Source organism: Ferruginibacter paludis, assembly GCF_030409685.1.
Taxonomy (GTDB): Bacteria; Bacteroidota; Bacteroidia; order Chitinophagales; family Chitinophagaceae; genus Ferruginibacter; species Ferruginibacter paludis.
This window is the reverse complement of record NZ_JAUFQJ010000004.1, coordinates 253,077-272,058: the sequence shown is the minus strand read 5'-3', so window position 1 is coordinate 272,058 and position 18,982 is coordinate 253,077. Positions and strand designations below refer to the sequence as shown.

At 41.2% G+C, this 18,982-nt stretch carries 15 protein-coding genes; 13 read left to right on the top strand and 2 right to left on the bottom strand.

Going from position 1 to position 18,982, the window contains the following annotated elements; all coding sequences use genetic code 11:
• Positions 1-1,031: 1,031 nt before the first annotated feature.
• The 5 genes from QWZ08_RS06875 to QWZ08_RS06855 all read left to right on the top strand — a co-directional run bounded on the left by QWZ08_RS06875 (position 1,032) and on the right by QWZ08_RS06855 (position 7,603).
• On the top strand, positions 1,032-1,904 hold the full coding sequence (locus QWZ08_RS06875) for an isocitrate lyase/PEP mutase family protein (protein ID WP_290336539.1): 873 nt from the start codon (positions 1,032-1,034) through the stop codon (positions 1,902-1,904).
• A 546-nt stretch (positions 1,905-2,450) separates the two neighbouring features.
• The gene (locus tag QWZ08_RS06870) at positions 2,451-5,099 is read left to right on the top strand and encodes a PAS domain S-box protein (protein WP_290336538.1); all 2,649 of its coding nucleotides are present in this window, start codon (positions 2,451-2,453) and stop codon (positions 5,097-5,099) included.
• 21 nt (positions 5,100-5,120) lie between these two features.
• Positions 5,121-5,486 (top strand): response regulator, encoded by a 366-nt coding sequence (locus QWZ08_RS06865; RefSeq protein ID WP_290336537.1) that lies wholly within the window; start codon positions 5,121-5,123, stop codon positions 5,484-5,486.
• A 380-nt stretch (positions 5,487-5,866) separates the two neighbouring features.
• A complete protein-coding gene (locus QWZ08_RS06860; protein ID WP_290336536.1) occupies positions 5,867-6,262 on the top strand; it encodes a DUF7670 domain-containing protein in 396 nt (131 codons plus the stop codon).
• Between the two features lie 492 nt (positions 6,263-6,754).
• Positions 6,755-7,603: a hypothetical protein gene (locus tag QWZ08_RS06855; RefSeq protein WP_290336535.1), complete on the top strand. Its 849-nt coding sequence runs from the start codon at positions 6,755-6,757 to the stop codon at positions 7,601-7,603.
• A 162-nt stretch (positions 7,604-7,765) separates the two neighbouring features.
• Here the strand turns inward: QWZ08_RS06855 and QWZ08_RS06850 are convergent, their stop codons facing one another.
• Positions 7,766-8,503 carry a GDSL-type esterase/lipase family protein gene (locus QWZ08_RS06850; RefSeq protein WP_290336534.1) on the bottom strand — a complete coding sequence of 246 codons (738 nt, stop codon included), beginning with the start codon at positions 8,501-8,503 and terminating at the stop codon, positions 7,766-7,768.
• Between the two features lie 345 nt (positions 8,504-8,848).
• Between QWZ08_RS06850 and QWZ08_RS06845 the strand changes: the two genes are divergently transcribed.
• The 7 genes from QWZ08_RS06845 to QWZ08_RS06815 all read left to right on the top strand — a co-directional run bounded on the left by QWZ08_RS06845 (position 8,849) and on the right by QWZ08_RS06815 (position 16,119).
• The gene (locus QWZ08_RS06845) at positions 8,849-10,519 is read left to right on the top strand and encodes a molybdopterin-dependent oxidoreductase (protein WP_290336533.1); all 1,671 of its coding nucleotides are present in this window, start codon (positions 8,849-8,851) and stop codon (positions 10,517-10,519) included.
• Positions 10,520-10,574: 55 nt separating this feature from the next.
• Entirely contained in the window at positions 10,575-10,979 is a 405-nt protein-coding gene (locus tag QWZ08_RS06840; protein WP_290336532.1) for a cupin domain-containing protein, read from the top strand.
• Positions 10,976-11,512: a DUF488 domain-containing protein gene (locus QWZ08_RS06835; protein WP_290336530.1), complete on the top strand. Its 537-nt coding sequence runs from the start codon at positions 10,976-10,978 to the stop codon at positions 11,510-11,512. The genes QWZ08_RS06840 and QWZ08_RS06835 overlap by 4 nt, the downstream gene beginning before the upstream one ends.
• A gap of 290 nt (positions 11,513-11,802) precedes the next feature.
• The gene (locus tag QWZ08_RS06830) at positions 11,803-12,153 is read left to right on the top strand and encodes a nuclear transport factor 2 family protein (RefSeq protein WP_290336528.1); all 351 of its coding nucleotides are present in this window, start codon (positions 11,803-11,805) and stop codon (positions 12,151-12,153) included.
• A 580-nt stretch (positions 12,154-12,733) separates the two neighbouring features.
• Positions 12,734-13,033, top strand: coding sequence for a hypothetical protein (locus QWZ08_RS06825; protein ID WP_290336526.1), 300 nt, complete (start codon positions 12,734-12,736; stop codon positions 13,031-13,033).
• A gap of 467 nt (positions 13,034-13,500) precedes the next feature.
• The gene (locus tag QWZ08_RS06820; protein ID WP_290336525.1) at positions 13,501-14,199 is read left to right on the top strand and encodes a DUF1826 domain-containing protein; all 699 of its coding nucleotides are present in this window, start codon (positions 13,501-13,503) and stop codon (positions 14,197-14,199) included.
• A gap of 99 nt (positions 14,200-14,298) precedes the next feature.
• Positions 14,299-16,119: a glycoside hydrolase family 2 protein gene (locus QWZ08_RS06815; protein WP_290336523.1), complete on the top strand. Its 1,821-nt coding sequence runs from the start codon at positions 14,299-14,301 to the stop codon at positions 16,117-16,119.
• A gap of 86 nt (positions 16,120-16,205) precedes the next feature.
• On the opposite strand, the gene QWZ08_RS06810 is transcribed toward QWZ08_RS06815, so the two are convergent.
• Positions 16,206-17,963 (bottom strand): tetratricopeptide repeat-containing sensor histidine kinase, encoded by a 1,758-nt coding sequence (locus QWZ08_RS06810; protein WP_290336522.1) that lies wholly within the window; start codon positions 17,961-17,963, stop codon positions 16,206-16,208.
• Positions 17,964-18,651: 688 nt separating this feature from the next.
• On the opposite strand from QWZ08_RS06810, the gene QWZ08_RS06805 reads away from it, so the two are divergent.
• A complete protein-coding gene (locus QWZ08_RS06805) occupies positions 18,652-18,834 on the top strand; it encodes a hypothetical protein (RefSeq protein ID WP_290336521.1) in 183 nt (60 codons plus the stop codon).
• Positions 18,835-18,982 lie beyond the last annotated feature (148 nt).

The following is an 18,982-nucleotide window of genomic DNA, read 5'->3' as shown; positions in this document are numbered from 1 at the left end:
AAGCGAATTATCCAGGGATGGGGTCCTGGGGCGTATGCAACGTTCTAATCTTATGCTGTTTTTTTGGAACAGGAGTCAAATAGAAAATAAGGATTGCAGTCCCATTACAAGGTCTTGATTTGTTCAAAATTCAGGTTGATTCACTCACATTTTAAATGGTAAACGCCTGAGCAGGTTATTAAAAAATTTGTGGGTATCGACATTTCTAAAACGTATTTTGATACTGGGTTGGTAAAAGAGGATGCTCCATCAGAAGCTATGCATCAACAATTTTCTCAAAAGCCGGAAGGTTTTTTAAAGATGCTTGAATGGCTGCGACAATAAAGTGTGAGCCTAAATGAAGAAACGCTTTTCTGCATGGAATACATGAGGTTATATAATACCGGTTTAGTAAATTACCTGGTAAAAGACAGACCCAGCTATGGTAGAAATGTCGCTTCGTATTAAAAAAGCAGCGGCTTTGAATGGGGTAGCGATGATAGAACAGCATCTGTAAAAATTGCTTTGTACGCAGGCATACCTTTTGGTTTAATCTTGTGAGTCAATTTTATTAAACAAGTTAACAGGGTAATCTAACATCAAAGCTGCCATACATCATCTGTTACATCGGGAGGGTGTTATTACCGCCGCGGTTGTTATAAAAAATGTTCTCCCCACAGGCCTGCGGCAAAAATGAATTATCTTACAGATAAGATTGAAAGGCGGCGCCTATAAATACAAGGATCATCGCAATTTGTACAATGAAAGAAGGCAGTAAACTTTACTAATGGTAAAAAGTTGGGTTTAAATAACTAAGCTGTTCGGCCAAGTATTCTGATTGACTACAAAGTCGGTGAGTACAACAGATCACGTGGGCAGGGAGTTTCATTGAATAGAATCACACCGGCCAGGGAATTAAGGTTTTTGTTGAAGAAGGATTTGCCGGGACGGAAGCATATTTGTTTAGCAGTGCTGTTTTTTCACAAACACCCGTTGGCGTTAATTCATTGAGTATTCAATTGTAGTTATATCAAACATCAATAAAACATCGTATGATGGTTTCAAGTATTCAAAAAGAAAAAGCTGAGCTGTTCTTAAAATTTCACCAGGACAAAGAAATGCTGGTTCTGTTAAATTCGTGGGATACCGGAAGTTCTAAGTTAATAGAAGCATGCGGCTATAAAGCAATCGCAACAACAAGTATGGGTATAGCAGCCTCTTTAGGATATCCCGACTGTGAGGTAATACAATTGCCTGAAATGATTGAGGTTATTAAAAGAATTGTGCAGGGAGTACAAGTTCCGGTAACTGTGGATATAGAAGCCGGATATGGAAATAATTTAGACGGAATCATTGATTCGGTGGCAAAAATAATTGCAACAGGAATAGTGGGTATAAACATTGAAGACAGTTTAAATTTGAATCCGGTTTTAATTGACGAGCTTGAATTTTGTGAAAGAATTTCTGCCATTCGTGAATTGGCAGATTCTCTGGGTTTTCATTTGGTAATTAATGCAAGGACGGATGCATTCTATGTTTCCCCAGGCTCTTCTCGGGAAAAATTAACTGAATCAATCAGGCGTGGCAATAAATACCGGGAAGCAGGTGCTGACTGCATATTTGTTCAGCCTGTTTGGGAAAAAGAAACAATTTCAACATTGGTTAAAGAAATTAATGCCCCGATTAATATTCTTTCAAACCCTACAATTGGAGCAGGGGTACCCCTATCCGTTAGTGAACTGCAGCATCTAGGTGTTGCACGTGTAAGCCTCGGTTCGGGTTTGATGAAAGCTACGCTGGCATTAATTAAAAAGGTTGCTGACGAACTATCAGGGAAAGGAACTTATAATATGCTGTTAGATTCTCTGTCACCAATACCCGACGCTGCATTGGCCTATAAAATGGCAACAGGACTAAATAAATGAAGAACGGCACTAACAACAACAGCGCCTTGTTAGGTAAACAGCACCAACAATGTAGCCTGCTGCTGAATAAAACCGGGAAACGAATAGTGTGTTACCAATAAAATAAAAGTTACATAAACATCTTCAAGCGCAGTTCGCTCCAGGTTTCCCTTTTGTGCTGTATTGTTGGATTCGCATCCTGTAACAGAGAGATAAAGTATACAGAAACCAGCAACGCGATAAAAGCTGACAACAGCACGCTTAGAGCAACTATTAATTAGAAATACTCATACACATTACTGTCCTTTTACAGCATCTCCATGTTTATTTCAAGTTCGCCGCCGGACGAAATTGATTATTTTTTGGGAACAATTGTTGATGACAAGTACATAACTTAGCTATCAGGGCTGAGCTATTCAAATCATTGTCCTTATTAATTGTTCAATTCATTTTTTAAAACCAGCAGTTCGTTAAATTCGCATGTTATTAAACCCGGTTTGCAGCAAAAAACATGCAGAGAAAAATGATCATAAAATCAATAGTAAGACTAAAACCAGTTGCTGAATAATGGATCTTAAATTTCCCAGTCACGGTTATAAAGACGTGTTTTATAATAGCATTGCGCCTATGTTAATAGTAGGTACAGATGCGCCGCATTACACCATGCTGGATGTAAACAATGCTTATCTCTTCGCTACCCATACCCGGCGGGAGGATATTATTGGGCAGCCGGTGTTTGGTGTGTTTCCGGCAAACCCGGGTGATATGGTGTCAAAAAATATTGAACGTGTTATTTTCTCCTTTGAGCAGGCCATCAAAACAAAAGTTACCCATACCATGTATAATTACCGGTATGATATCCCCATACCCGGAAGCAATGAGTTTGAGGAACGCTACTGGACCACAAGCAACACACCAGTATTGAATGAAAGCAGTGAAGTACTTTATTTAATTCATTCCCCGTCCAATGTCACGGAGCTGTACAAAGCACAGGAACGTGAGCAGGCGGCCATCGACTTAACAAAAAAACAGCAACAGCAACTGCAATCTATTTTTATGCAGGCGCCGGTAGGTATCGGGATTTTTAAAGGTCCTGATTATATAGCAGATCTTATCAATCCGCCCCTCTGCAAGTTATATGGAAAAACGGAAGCAGCATTGTTGGGTAAAAAAATATTCGACGTGCTGCCAGATGCAAAAGGCCGTGGGTTTGAAGTACTGCTGGATAATGTACGCCTCACAGGTATACCATATAGGGGAGAGGAGCTTGGTATACCAATGCTACGTAATGGCAAATTGGAAACTGTGTACGTGAATTTTGTTTACGAACCGTTCAGGGAGTCTGATGAAACCATCACCGGTGTAATTGTGGTGGCAACGGAAGTGACTGAACTGGTAAATGCGAAAAATAAAATTGAAGAAGTTGAACTGCGAAACCGCATTGCAGTGAACGCCGTGGGCCTGGGTACATTTGACCTGGATCTTTTGACGAACGAAGCCTTTACCTCAACCCAATTTGCCCGCATCTTCGGTTTTGCAGAAGCCTTGCCAAGAAATAATTATCTTGAACTATTTCACCCGGATGACGAGCCTATCCGCCGGCAGGCATTAAAAGATGCACTCGTAACCGGCAGGTTGTTTTATGAATGCCGTATCATTCATAAGGATAGCAGTATGCACTGGGTTAGGGCGGAGGGTAAAGTAATTTATGATGATGACGGGAAACCACTGAGTATATCAGGTATAGCACTGGACATAACAAAAGAAAAAAAATCTGCTGACGAACAGCGCAAACTAATTTCGCTGGTAGAAAACAGTGTAGACCTGATGTCTATATTGAAAATGGACGGCTACAATTCTTATATCAATGAAGCAGGAAGAAAATTACTGGGTTTTAAAGATGAAACTGAAGTATTGCACAGGCCTGTTAGTGAACTGCATTCTCCGGAGCATTTGTTACAGGTACAACAGGAGGTAATTCCTTCCGTAATGAACACCGGCAGATGGTCGGGTGTGATGATTGTACGCCATCTGCAAACAGGGGAAAATTTTCCGGTATATAACAATTGTTTCCGGATAGATGATCCGGTTACCGGAGCACCTATATCAATTGGTGCTGTGATGCGGGATATGCGGCCTGAGCTTGCAGCCAAAGCAGCATTGGCAGATAGTGAACAGATGCTGCGTAATATTACTACCGCATCTCCGGCTGCATTGTGGATGTCTGACGAAAACGGCCATATTACTTACGTTAACCAAACATGGGTCAACTGGACGGGAACATTATATGAAGCTAATCTTGGTTCCGGATGGTTACAGAAAATTGTTGATGAAGACAGGATAAGAGTTGCCGATAAATTTATGAATGATGTATTGGAGAAACGAAACTATGAAGTGGAGTTCAGAATAACCCATGCGGATGGCAAAATACACTGGTGCCTTGCAAACGGGCAGCCACACTATGATAATGATGGAAAGTTTGCCGGTTATATCGGTTCGTGTATGGACATTACTGAGCAAAAAATGCTGCAACAGCAAAAGGATGATTTTATCGGCATCGCCAGCCATGAACTAAAGACACCCGTAACAACTATAAAAGGGTACGCACAGATACTGGAAAAAATGCTGCAACATCATGGCCTTGCCAGGGAAGCATCGATGGTAAGCCGGATGGATAGCCAGTTAAAAAGCCTGACAAGTCTTATCGCCGACCTGCTGGACGTGACGAAAATCAATTCAGGCAGGCTCCAGTTTAACGACCGCGAATTTGAATTTAACCCCATGGTAAATGATTTGGTTGAAGACCTGCAGCGGATAACCGACAAGCATACTTTTATCTTACACATGAATAAAACAGGTATTGTTTTTGGTGACAGGGAACGCATAGGCCAGGTAATCACCAATTTAATTACGAACGCTGTAAAATACTCACCGGGTGCCGAACATATTGTGATTACCACAGCGATAGAAAACAATGAAGTAACCTTGTGTGTGGAAGATTATGGAATAGGCATACCACGCGATAAACTGGATAAGGTATTTGAACAGTTTTACCGGGTAAGCGGGGATTTGCAATATACTTTCCCCGGTCTTGGGCTGGGCTTATATATATCTTCAGAAATTATAAAAAGAGAGGGTGGCCGAATATGGGTGAACAGTGTAGAAGGGAAGGGTTCAACCTTTTGCTTTGCCTTGCCGCTGGTAAATGAAAACTAACATTACAATTGTAAACAGATAATGATGCACAGATCAAAAAGAGTAATGATAGCAGATGACGATCCGGGTATATTGGATTGTTTATCAATTATGCTGGAGTACGATGGGTATGAAGTCAGCAGTACGCTGAATGGCGCAAACTTGCTCAGGTTAGGGGATGATTTGCCTGATCTATTGCTGCTGGATACCTGGATGTCGGGTGTTGATGGAAGAGATGTATGCGCCTATCTGAAGGGCAATGAGCCTACAAAAAAAATACCTATTATTATGATTTCTGCAAGCAAGGATGTAGAGGCATCAGCATTGCAGGCCGGCGCAGATGCTTTTTTGGAAAAGCCTTTTGAGATGGATGATTTATTGTCCAAGGTGGAGCAATATATAGGGTAAACATGTTGCTTACTTTGGTGGTTGGTATAATAACTTTCCCCATTTTTTCCAGGTGTTCTGCTGCTTCCGTGATAGCGTGTAACCTCTTCCAATTCAGGTTGAGCCCCTTCGGCCTGTAGCAAAATAAAGTATCAGACAAATACAATTGACGGCAACTTTAAGTGTAATGGTCATCGCAATTCGTAAAATGGATTAAATGAAGTTTATTTTAAAAAATTATTATCAATAAGTGACAGCATTTATGTTAACATCAACAGCTTGCAATGGTTGGTACAAAATGCGTTAGTGAAAACATATAACAATGGCAAGGGCAATAATGATCAAAATCATTTTTTGAAAGGGTATTTCTGGCTAGTTTAGAAGCATTAAAAAATGCAGGAATGAAAGCCCTTCAGTTCCATTGGATTCCCAGGATTATTTGCATTATTGCTATTGGTTTTGTTAGCGTGTTTGCAGCTGATGCTTTTGAATCGAATCACTCCGTCTGGCAACAATTGTTAACTTTTTTTATTCATCTTGTTCCATCCTTTATTTTGATCGGGTTTCTATATGTTTCATGGAAATGGGAATTTGCCGGCGGTATATTGTTTACGGCCGTTGGTATCATTATGACACCAATTATTTTCCTTCACAATTACAACACAAATCACTTTTCCCTTGTGCAATGCATGGAGATAATATTGCTCATTACATTTCCTTTTATTATAGCAGGAATACTTTTTATCATCAGCCATTTCAGAGCCAGGAAGCATTTGTACCGTCTAAATAAATTTTAACTTTTGTCAGAATTTATTGTCGTGATTAGTTTATACTCTTCCAGCATTGGCGAAAAGGCGTAGGGTAAAAAGGGGCGTTGATTATCCAGTGCCGCACTACAATTGCGCTAACAACAATTCTGCGCCCGCTGCAGCAGTCATGTAGCGCTTACCGACAGAACTGGTAAGCATATAAAATTATGGGGATAGTATTATTTTGGAGACCAGGCAAATGGCACAACTACATCCGTGCACATTAACAGCGCTTCACGCCGGGCTAGTTGAAGCTATCCCAGTTTGAAAGTATGCGTTCGTTAATGAGGGAGTTCTGTCGCATGAAGTACACCGACCCGGGGGAATTGAAAAAAAATGCCTGGTGCAGCGTTAAACAAGTATTGATAACAGCAGCGTCCTTTGTAACAGCAATCAGCCAATTTAATAACCATTGTCATTCTTTCCACAAAAACAAGACAGTAATTTGTTGATGGTTGTAAGTGCAAAATACCAGTCAGCATGAAATTTTTATTGATCCTTTTATTTATTCCGCAAGTTGTTTTTTCTCAAAACCAGGAGAACAATATTTTATTGTACAATGTTGGGTTGGGTGGCATTACATCCGGTATTGGCGCAGTAATTAATAAGAAAAATGAAAACTGGAAAAGGTGTTTTGTAAGAGGCTTCTGGCAGGGAAGTATTGGAGGATTAATCAATTATTCGTCAAAAAAATCTATTTATTTGATTAATAAAAATAACAGTTTTGCTTATGCCTTGCCAGCCAGATTATTAAATGCCGCAGGTAATTCAATTATACAAAATGCTGCAGCCAACGAACCGTTTCTTAAGAACTGGAATTTTGAGTATGCCTTCCTGAGAGTTGACTTTTCTACAGGATCAGCAAAAAAGATCAGGGTAAGGGTATTGCCGGAGGCAGTAATTGCTTCTGGTGTAGCGCTCTCAAAAGGTAAATTCGATATTAGTACCACGCTGGTTACTGGTATTATGAGTTTTAAAAGAAAAGAGGTGATGCGCTCTGAAAGAGGAATACATGATGGCGTTAATTATGGGCGTGCTTTTGTTTACCAGGATACCAGTGAAAAATATTTGATTGTGGCGCATGAAATCATTCATGAATTTCAGTACCGGGAATACCTTGTTTTTAATTCTTGGCTACAACCTGCTGTGGCAAATGTAAAAGCACCTGGCTTAAAAAATATATTTACAAAATACCTGTATCCCGATGTGCCTTACTTTGGGCTATTTTATATGATAGAAGGAGTATATCAATACCCCCTGCTTTATAGAAATTATTACGAATTTGAAGCTGAACGATGTGCAACCAGCAAATTCGTAAAGGTTCAGTAATGTACTAAAACTCTCCCGTAAAAAGGCTCAATCCCTGTCAGAACAAGAGGCGGTTTTTCTCTAAACCAGTATTTTGTTTTCCGCTTCCGGGGACCTCAGCTATGATTCGTGTCTGCATGAAACAATTTCTGTCCGGAGCAGCTATTGTCAAACCAATACAAATCAAGGTAAAGAAGCCTCCATAGCTTCCGTTAAAAGGGAAGCCCATTTTTTATACTCTTCACCGGAATAATGCAAACCATCCAAAGCTATTAAGGAGGGGTTGTTAACTACCTGCCTTGACGCAGCTGTGATATTAATATAGTTGCATCCTCTTGCTGAAGCAATCTGGCTGTTGATGCTGTTGTAGAGATCAATTTCTTCGGCAATTGCTGCCTGGTTTAAATTACCTGCTTTGGGTGTTACACTATAGTCCGGTACAGAGAGTACAAACACACGTTTCGGATTGTTACCTGCATAACTGATTGCGATATTCAGCAAGGTTTTAAATTCGTCCTGGTACCATTCGATTGGTAAATGCTGGAATTGATTGTTAACCCCGATGAGCAATGAAACAAATGAGTAAGTTGACCGGGCAGGCGGATTGGCGAAGATGCCGTTTAAAAGATTTCTGGTAGTCCAGCCAGTTCTTGCAATAATTTCCGGTACATCCATTTTTATTGAATCTGCCAGCAGCATAGCCGCTGTCTGCATGGGGTACCTGTCTGCCACCGCTACAGACTGACCGATGGTATAGGAGTCGCCAAGTGCAAGATAAGAGCAGGTGCCCGAATCCAATACTCGGGGTGGAACCCTTGGCGGTACTGTAACTACCGATACCGGGGAAACAGACTGCACCTCTTTTTTTGAACAGGAAGTTACAGCCACCAACAGCAATGAAGCAACAAATATTTTTACCATGCCGTATATACGATTAAACTAAGGAAAAGGTTTGAACATGTAGTTTACAATCATTGGCCCCGGCAGGTGGTACAGCCGGGATTGTATAACCCCCGTTAAACAAACTGTATTATCGCACTGCCAAAATCGGACAGGGTGCTTTACCGTTTTGAGGGCGAGCTGAACCGCCTGCTAATGTCATCCTTTATGTAATACAGCAATGCTGAAGAAAGTAGGAACAATAGTTGATGCTAAGGGCATGTACAACGATGTGCTGGGTATCATATTTATAAAGCTGAAAGTAACATCCAAAAATGATTCTTTTTACAGCGGAGTATAGCAGCTATTGTTTAAAATATCGCATTCATGTTTACCCGGTTTACAAAGGAGGAAAAAGCAATACATTATCCCGCTGACAGACGTATGCATATTGGCGTTAAGCCTTATATGAAGGTACTGTTTGCCCTACTTATATTGCTTCCGCTTGCAGCAGCATGGCTGCAATTTTGGATAACAGGGTTGCCTGCAGATCCCGTGGGCATTTCTAATTCAACAACCCCGGCAGATCCTGCAGGGTTCCCAATGTGGGTAAATCTCAGCCATTGGGTCAACTTCTTTTTTCTGGTGCTGATCATCAGAAGCGGCCTTTCCATTTTAGTGGATCACCCCCGCCTGTACTGGAACAATGGTTGCAAACCGGGAACCGACTGGATACGCTTTACACCCTTAAAACAACCCAAAGACAAATCGTGGACTGCTAAAGAAGATGCCCGTTATATCAGCCCGGTATTGGGTTTGCCCGGTTACCGGCATACCATCGGCATAGCAAGATCGTGGCATTTTATTACCGTGCCTTTTTTTATGCTGAACGGAGTTGTTTTTATATTCCTGCTTTTTTATACCAGGCAATGGGTACGTCTTGTTCCCACCTCATGGAAAATTATTCCGGATGCCTGGAATGTCTTTGTTCACTATGCAACATTGCATCTGCCGGTGGAACCCAATGGATATTATCAATTCAATGCATTGCAGCAGCTATCTTATTTTGGTGCGGTTTTTATCCTGGCACCTTTGGCAATGTTTACGGGCATGGCTATGTCGCCCGCTATTGAAAACCGGTTTCACTGGTATCCAAAATTATTTGGCAACCGCCAGAGTGCCCGTTCTGTGCACTTTTTAATAATGATAGCCTATGTGATCTTTATTATGATACATGTTGCTATGATAGCTGCAACAGGGTTGGTTAGAAATATGAATCATATTACTTTGGGAACAGATGATACGGGCAGTTTATCAGGATTGTACATCGGCATTGCAATTATTTTTATTACTGGCGGTATGGGTTTTCTTGCGCATTGGCTTTCCTGGCGCAAACCACGGTTGCTGCAACAGCTCAATGCTGCCATCAACGAAAATTTATGGCGGGTTACTTTAAACCGGTTCAAGCCAAAAGCATATTACAACAAAAAGGATATTTCGCCCTACTTCTGGGCCAACGGAAAAATGCCAGCATCCGAGACATGGCAACAACTTGCAGCAAATGATTTTAAAGATTACAAATTAAAAATAGGAGGGCTGGTAGATAACCCGGTATCATTATCACTGCAGGAGCTTAAAGATTTAGGGATGAAGCAAACCATTACCATGCACCATTGCATACAGGGCTGGTCTGGCATAGCCGAATGGGGAGGACTGCCAGTTGGTAAAATTATTGAATTGGTTAAACCACATGCAGCGGTAACAACTGTAGCTTTCTATTCTTTTGGCGAAGGGCTTTACGGAGGCGTTTATTATGATACCAGCACGCTTGATAACTGCCTGAAGCCTCAATCCATACTGGCATGGGAAATGAATTATGAAACATTACCGCCTGAACACGGCGCTCCATTAAGGCTTAGGATAGAAAATCAACTGGGTTATAAAATGGTGAAATGGATAAGCTCTATTGAGTTTTTGGAAACACATGAAAGTATAGGGAAAGGTTTTGGAGGCAAAAATGAAGACGATGAATATTTTGATTTGCTGGCCAATACGTAATAAATAAGAACACATCAATACAATACTATTTCAATAAAAATAAAATCAAATTAAAATGGAACAAAAATTCAACGACGCAACCCCGCAACGCAAACAGGATCATCTTTTAGATGCAGTATTGGTATCCATAAACATTGCGGCTTTTACTGATCAATTAAAACAAGAGCAACCTTGGAAAGAAAGCGATCGCAACAGCATAACGGTTTTTAAAACAGACGGGATGCGTATTGTGCTGATTGGTCTTCATGCAGGTGCAGAAATGGCAAAACATACTGCGGGCGGTTATATCAGCGTACAGGTATTGGAAGGGCAAATAAAATTTACCACAGATGATAAGTCTCTTGAATTAAGTAAAGGTCAAATGCTGGCCCTTCATCCAGGTATTCCTCACAGCGTACTGGCTGTACAGGAAACGATTTTTTTATTGACGCTTGCAACAACCATGGCAGGAAAGGAATGATAAAGCCAGAACAAAATAAAACAATTTGGACAATCGGTCATTCTACCCGTAGCCTGGATGAATTTATTGCTATGCTTAAATCCTTCCAGGTTGAACTGGTTGCTGATATAAGAAGTTTTCCAGGCTCAAACCGGTATCCTCATTTTAATAAAGAAGCACTTGAAGTTTCATTACCTGAAAACAACCTACAATACATCCACCTGAGAGCACTCGGGGGACGAAGAAAAGTGCAGCCCAATTCTATTAATACGGGTTGGCGTGTTGCCGCATTCAGAGGATATGCAGACTATATGGAGACGGATGCTTTTAAAACAGCGGCAAAGGAACTGGAAGCCATTGCCTTAAAACAACGGACTGCTTATATGTGTTCGGAAGCAGTCTGGTGGCGTTGCCACCGGTCGCTTGTTTCAGATTATTATAAGATGCAGGGGTGGACAGTACTGCACATCATGAACATCGGAAAAATGGAAGAGCATCCGTACACCAGCCCGGCCAGGATTGTTGGCGATCATCTTGTATACAGCAAAGACTAATCCTGCTGCTGTATCTCTTGCCGGCAACGCCTGCTCCCGGGCCGGTGCGTTAGCCGGCGACCTTGCGTACTGAGACGCAATAAAAATAATATACATGCTGTAACGTACGTGCCTATGCTAAGGATTGTAGAAAGCTGATCATTTGTAGAATTTCAAACGTATGATACCCGCAACAATACAAAATAGATAGCGATAACTAACGGATTTATAATTTCGTTTTTTTACTCAGTAACATCTTATATTTATGGGGTTGTACTCTTGCTAAATAACAGCTAACCTAAAATAAAATTATGGCATCTCAATACGAAGACTTAATTAAGAAAGCTTATTCCGCATTCAATGCAAGAGACATTGACACGGCGCTTTCAACAATGCATCCGGAAGTTCAATGGCCAAAAGCATTTGAAGGAGGTTATGTAGGTGGACACGGTGGGATAAGAGAATATTGGACAAGACAATGGACAGAAATAAATCCCCATGTTGAGCCCGTGGGATTGTATGAAAGAAAGGACGGCACTTTAGAAATTACGGTTCATCAAATAGTAAAGGACTTACAAGACAATACGATTTTTGATGGAACTGTAAAGCATATTTACATTTTGAAAGACGGCTTGTTAAGACGAATGGACATTGAGCTTTAACAGGCTTTTAATTAGGGCTATTGCACCATTCATAACAACACGAACGAACAGCCAGGGTATCGTATAAAAGTTGCGCACACCGAAGCGCAACCGGCGGCAAACCATTATGAATTTCAATCAGACTGATAAAGTAAATAGAATACATTTAACTCAGGCATTGATGCCTCTTCGCGGGCCAGTGTGTTACCCGGGAACGTTGTTTATATCCGGGAAACCAGCATAATCAGCCCGATGCAACGTTTTGTGGCATGCTACAAAAAACTGATGCGAAAAAAAGCAGGGAAAGGATAACAGACCGGGATAATTTTTATCTGCCGGTATTTATTGAAATGGTAATATGATTACAAAATTCCCCGTATGTAGTTGCGTACTGCTTCTTACCTCACGCCATTTAACTTGCCATACAGAACCAGTCAGCCATTGATGCTTTGTCCGTTAAAAGTAGTCACAGTATACGTTTCATCCTGTTTAAATTGTAGTATAGGGACGAATTATTTACGGTATTTATGCTTAACAGGAACTGGCACATTAATAGCATCCATTGGCCAGGTATTGAATTACTCACACAAAAAATTACAAAATGAAAAGGATAATTATTATCATGTTGGGCCTGGCATTTACAACAGGTGCAATGGCACAAACTAAAAAGGCCGAAGAAAAAGACCTTAAGAAAACAATTGAGGCTAAGAAAGATGAAAAGAAAGAAGTAGGCGATGATCTTAAACATTTGAAAGTTGGACAGGCTGTTGAAGATAGAAAAGATGTAAGAGCCATCCGCAAGAATGAACACCGAAAAGCTAAACATCTAAAAAAAGCACATGGTGTAAAAAACCCGGTTCATAAAGCAGAGAGAGAAATAAGGGAAGAAAAAAAGAATTAAACCCAGCGGTACAGCTATCTCTTTAAAAAAAATAAATTGTCTCAATGGCCACGTCTTTAAAGATGTGGCTATTTTGTTGTGTACACAAACGTTGATTGCCGGTTGATCAGCACCCTTCGCAGGAACGCTTCCTCCCAGCACAGTGGTTGCCAAGGAAAAAATTTAATGACGCTGATAATGCAAGTTGGTCTTACTATAAAGCCTCGCTATCACCTGTTGCAAATCTCCAGATGCAACGCCATATATTAAATAGCCATTACTGTCAACTTTGTACCCACTTTAAGTTATGTCCATGGATCCGCGAAAGCCCGGGTGGAAGAGTTATATATTTTAGTTACAATTTGCTTCTGTGTTTGGCGTACTCTTCGATGCCAGGTTGCGCCCGACCTGACTGTAACAAAATGAATTTGTCTAATAGTTGAGTATCGCTACTTTCGTCCAATGATTCTATATTTATATCAACCACTATGATCAATTTATCTCATTCTGAGTACCCAATTCACTGTGTCACAAATTTTCAGGATCTTGTTTCCACGCCTTTTCATGGAGCAATGAATGCGATTTGCTGGACCCGTACATTACCAGGCGATTTTGCTGATATTGTCGACAAGGTAGAACTAACCGAAAATATAGCGGTACTTGATGAAGCCGGGCTTCGTAGACTTCAATTGAGTGAACAGGGGCAGCTTGCCCGTGACATTCTTTTGCGGGATTTGAAATTGTTGGAAGCGCATGGCGCAGCTCCCATCCTTAATGTAATCAGGAGCTATGAGAGAGACGATGCCTGCCCGTTTTTTCCAACGGATGTGTATTCATTTCATGCCGATCGCTCGCCTGTACCAACCGATACCTTTTTATGCACGTACTATGGCGAGCCGAGTGAAATATTGCCGAATGTACAAGCCGAACAAAAAGTTTTTGTTCCCGAAATACGTGCTGAACTTAAAAAACTATATCATGGAGCAGCCGAAGGTTTTGAAACATTTTTAAGTGAGCATTGCTTTGATCTGCACTACCAGCCAAAAGCCGCCGCACGCCCTGTTAGCTTAGGCCTGGGTAATTTATGGAGATTAGCGATTGATCATCCTGAAAGTCAGGTTCCTCCCTGTGTTCACCGTGCTCCAAAGGAAATAACCGGGCAGCACCGTTTGTTGATGATCTGTTGAAGACAAAATGAACAACGGGGTGAATGGATCCGGGAAAGTAAAGCCTGCACGTTGGGCCATCTATCGAAGCAATAAATTGAAACCTGTAAAATATTCAACATGAAACAACTTCATACGACATTGTTCCTGTCATTATTTTTCACCGTCCATTGTTATTACCTGTTAACTGCACAGGAGGCAAAACTGCCAACCCGGTGGACCAGGTCCGCAATGGAGGCATCCATTCCACTAAGCGAATATCCACGGCCACAATTACAACGTGCGCAATGGATGTGTTTGAACGGTAAATGGGATTATGTGGGTGGTAAAGGAATTGCCAGTGCATTCAATCCGGAAAATCCAATCTACTTTGAAGGTAAAGCGGAGAAGATACGTGTTCCGTATTGCCCGGAATCAGTGCTATCCGGTATTGAGCGCAACCAGGAAATCAATATGTGGTATCATCGCAGCTTTGCCATTCCGGAAGCCTGGCAAAACAAACAGGTGATACTGCACTTTGATGCCGTTGATCACGATGCTACCATATTTGTAAACGGCCAGAAAGCAGGTCGTCATTCAGGTGGCTACGATGCTTTCAGTTTTAATGTTACGCGTTTCTTAAAAAAAGGAATGAATAGCCTTGTTGTGGCGGCGCATGATCCCAATGACGGCAAAGCACCATCGGGTAAAAATGGCCCGAGGGGAGACTATACTTTTTCTTCAGGCATCTGGCAAACAGTTTGGCTGGAACCCGTGAATACAAACTATATAGAAAATATCCGGTTACTTCCCGACCTGGAAAACAACCGGTTGAAAATATTTGTAAATGCAACAAGTGGAACAAAGCTTTCCGCAGTAGCAATGGATGGTAAAAAAGTGATAGCTCAGGTGAATTCCTTCTCCGGAGCTGATTTTTTTCTCCCGATAAATCATCCCAAACACTGGTCGCCAGATACACCCTTTTTATATGATTTGAAAATTACTTTATTCAATGCAAATGGAAGGAGTACTGATGAGGTGATAAGCTATTTTGGCATGAGGGATATCAAAGTGGGTAAAGTGAATGGTGTGAACAGGACCTTGCTGAATGGACAATTTGTAATGCAACTCGGATTGCTCGACCAGGGCTACTGGCCTGATGGAATTTTGACTGCTCCTACGGAGGAAGCTTTAAAGTTTGATATCCTGTTCACTAAAAAAGCAGGCTTTAATCTTATCAGAAAACATATGAAAACCGAGCCCCGGCGTTTTTATTATTGGGCAGATAAGTTGGGGCTGATGGTTTGGCAGGATATGCCGGCGATATGGTACCAGGATGAAGACACGGTTAAAACAAGAAGTGAATTCCGACAGGAATTAAAAGCAATAGTAGATGATCATTATAACTCCCCATCCATTATTACCTGGGTACCTTTTAATGAAAATTGGGGTGCCTTTGATGTTAAATCAATTACAGACTGGATAAAACAGTATGACCCGTCACGATTGGTAAATGGTAATTCCGGATTCAATAATAATCCATCTTATCAGCAAGCTTATGGCGACCCTGGCAATGGTGATTTTGTGGATACCCATATTTATGTTGGTCCCTACGGTGCATCTGTACCAGATGATCGCCGTGCTGCATCATTGGGCGAATTTGGCGGAGTTGGTTTATTTACAAGAGGACACATGTGGCCTGTTGCAAACAATGCTTACGATTACGAACCAACAAAAGCAGCACTTACCGACCGGTATGTGTTTTTACTGGACCAGGTTGAACAATTGATGAAATACAAAGGACTCAGCGTAGCCGTATATACTCAAACAACCGATGTGGAACATGAAATAAACGGCTTTTTAACTTATGACAGGGCTGTTGAAAAAATGGAGTTAAGCCGGATAAAAGTCATCAATGATGCTGTTATTAAAGCAAGCCATAAAATTAATACGCAGCAATAAATCTTTTGCGGCCGACTTCAAAGCAACTTCTCCTCCGGGAAGTTTAAGTCGCGATAATTCAAATTATGGTGACTCGTACGTAAAACTTAAGCAGCCTTTACTGGTTTAAATTCAAAGAATACATGCGTACCATTGTTATTTTCTTCTTTCATGGTGCCTTCTAATTGTTGTGTGAGCAGTGAGATGAGTTGCCCGCCAAAGCCGGTGCCTTTGATGATCCCGCTTTTGCCCACGCCGTTATCCGATACCTGCATGTGTAAATTACCATTAGCTGCTTGCGCTAATTTAATCTGCACTTTACCGCTTCTGCCATCGGGAAAAGCATATTTAATGGTGTTGGTCAACAGTTCGTTTACAATCAGGCCGAGCGGTACAGCAGTATCCACATCTACGTTCAATGCCTCCATGGCACATTCTACCTGCACCCTTTTTTGTGCGCCAAAAGAATCCAGTATGCTATCACTTAGGTTAAGGAAATAATCTTTCATTTCAATGGCACCCAGGTTTACGCCCTGGTACAATTTCTGGTGCACAATGCCGATGGATTGCACCCGGTTTTGTCCTTCGTGCATCGCATCCCTGGCACTGACGTCGTTCAGCTGGTTGCTTTGCAAAGCCAGCAGGCTGCTTACTACTTCCAGGTTATTTTTTACCCTGTGATGAATTTCTTTCAGTAACAATTCATTCTCTGCATTCCTGGCAACAAGGGATGTCTGCGTGGTATTGAGTTCCGACACCGTTTTTTCTATTTTATCGTTCTTGTCTTTTAAAGCAAGGTTTGCTTTTTGCTTATTACGGTTATTGCGGTAAAGAACAAATGAAATTACCAGCGTACTTACCAAAAGTCCAACTGCGGTATTAAAACGCAACTTGTTTTTAGCGTCTGTTTCAGCTAGGTTCAAATCGTCCATGCGCTGCTTTTCTTTTATCTCCAGTTGCTTTACCTGTTTGGCTTTTTCAATATTGGTAACGGTATCTTTGGCGGCTGTTGAGGTCTTTAAAAATCCGTATGCCCTGGCCGGGTCTGTTTTTTCAAACACCTGTGATAATAAGTTGGAAGAATTCATTATGACCAGGTAATTTTTAAATTTGTTTCCTCCATCCAATGCGAGGCTTGCATATCGTTGTGCTGAGTCCTGCCTGCCCTGGTTAAAATAGATCAGTGCCAGTTCATTGGTTACCTCATTTTCAAAAAAACCTTCCTGACCGTTGGAAGTTGCCAAGATCTGCTTGCAATAATTTGCCGCTTCATCATATTGTTTGCGCTTGCTGCTGATACGTGCCAGTATCAATATGGGCCAACTTTCCTGGAATGGAAAATACAATTTGGAGTAAGCCTGTGTCTCTTTCGCAAAATGTTCTGCTGAATCCAGGTTGTTTTGCCTTTCATGTTCCTGCGCCAATAGAAACATAGCACTCCATTGCGTGAAATGATCTGACTGTTTTATCCGGGGGTGATAGTAGGCTTTCTGTGCCCATTGCAGCGACTCCTTATCATCTCCCAGTTTCTGGTAAAGCAGGCCCATCATATTGATGCCATAGATCTCCCGGACGGGAGCATGTTTTCTACTTAGGTTGATTGATTCATACGCTGCAGCAAACCCCTTTTCAAAAGAAGAGGTTATAGCATAAGAGAAAGACAGGGCTTCAAGACATTCCAGTTCACCCATCGGAAATTTTATTTTTCTTGCGAGGTTAAGTCCTTCATTTCCCAACTCAACAGATTCACTGGTATTGCTAAGTGTTGTGGAGCGGCTGAGCCAATACAAAGCGTGCACTGTATTCGTATCCTGTCGATTAACCTTGATAATATTTTTAAAACTATCCATAGCAGGATGCTCCAATCGGAAAGGTTGGGCAAACAGCATATGAGCACTACATAATATTGCCAGCGTAAACAGTATGTGGATTTTACAGCAAAGCAGGCGATAATGCATAACGTTTAATTTGTGTTGGAATTTGTGCTGCAAAACTTTCATCTTTTCAACACATGGGGCGGTAAAAGTATGGTGGTTTAACGTTGTCAAATTAAGTTAGGTTTTATGGTCAGAGATAAACACAGAAACCTGGGTTTATGGACAAGCTGTTGTTATCCAAATATACACAATGCAAATAGCTAACAGGGAGTAAAGTTTTAGCTAAAGTAAGTAAAACCATGGGTAAGGTATAACACAGGCGTTGGTTATTCATTTTTATCAGGGGACGACAATTCTGCGTTTTAGCTTATTGACCAATTCTCTCGTGTCAATTTAATAAACAGTATTTATAAGATTATCATAACAGGTAAGAAGCAAGTTGAAGCACCTATCCATTAAAACTGTCGTATACGGTTTAGCGATCGGCTGCATTTTTACGGGAAACAATACATGTTTAAGATGCGTGTATAAGAAAAGTTTTAACCACCGCTAATGCCTTTTTTTGTTTACAATTTTACTGAAGAATGAACTGGCTTTAGTGTAAGGGTAGCGGGCGGAATAGGACCATTGCCTCCCATTGCGACATACAACAAATTAATTAACAACAATTCAACCAATGCTGCCAATTAAAACAGAACCACCGGCATATGCGTTATCAGGAAAGCATTATTTTGCAGAGCCATTAACGGAACAAAGAAACCGGCCACACATTACTAATCTACCGCTGGCAAGAGCAAGCGTTTATCAGTTTGAAGAAGTGCCAGCGCTTGCAGGCATTACAAGACATTTATCCGCTTAACAATTTTATAAAAATAGTAGAAGTGACCTGTTATTTGAACAAAGAGGAATTTGCCTTACGCAACCCAGCCGGATTGCTGCAAATGTTACAGCGAACAGAACGCACCTTCATGCTTGCACCTGAACCGGCTGCAAGGTTAATCAAAACA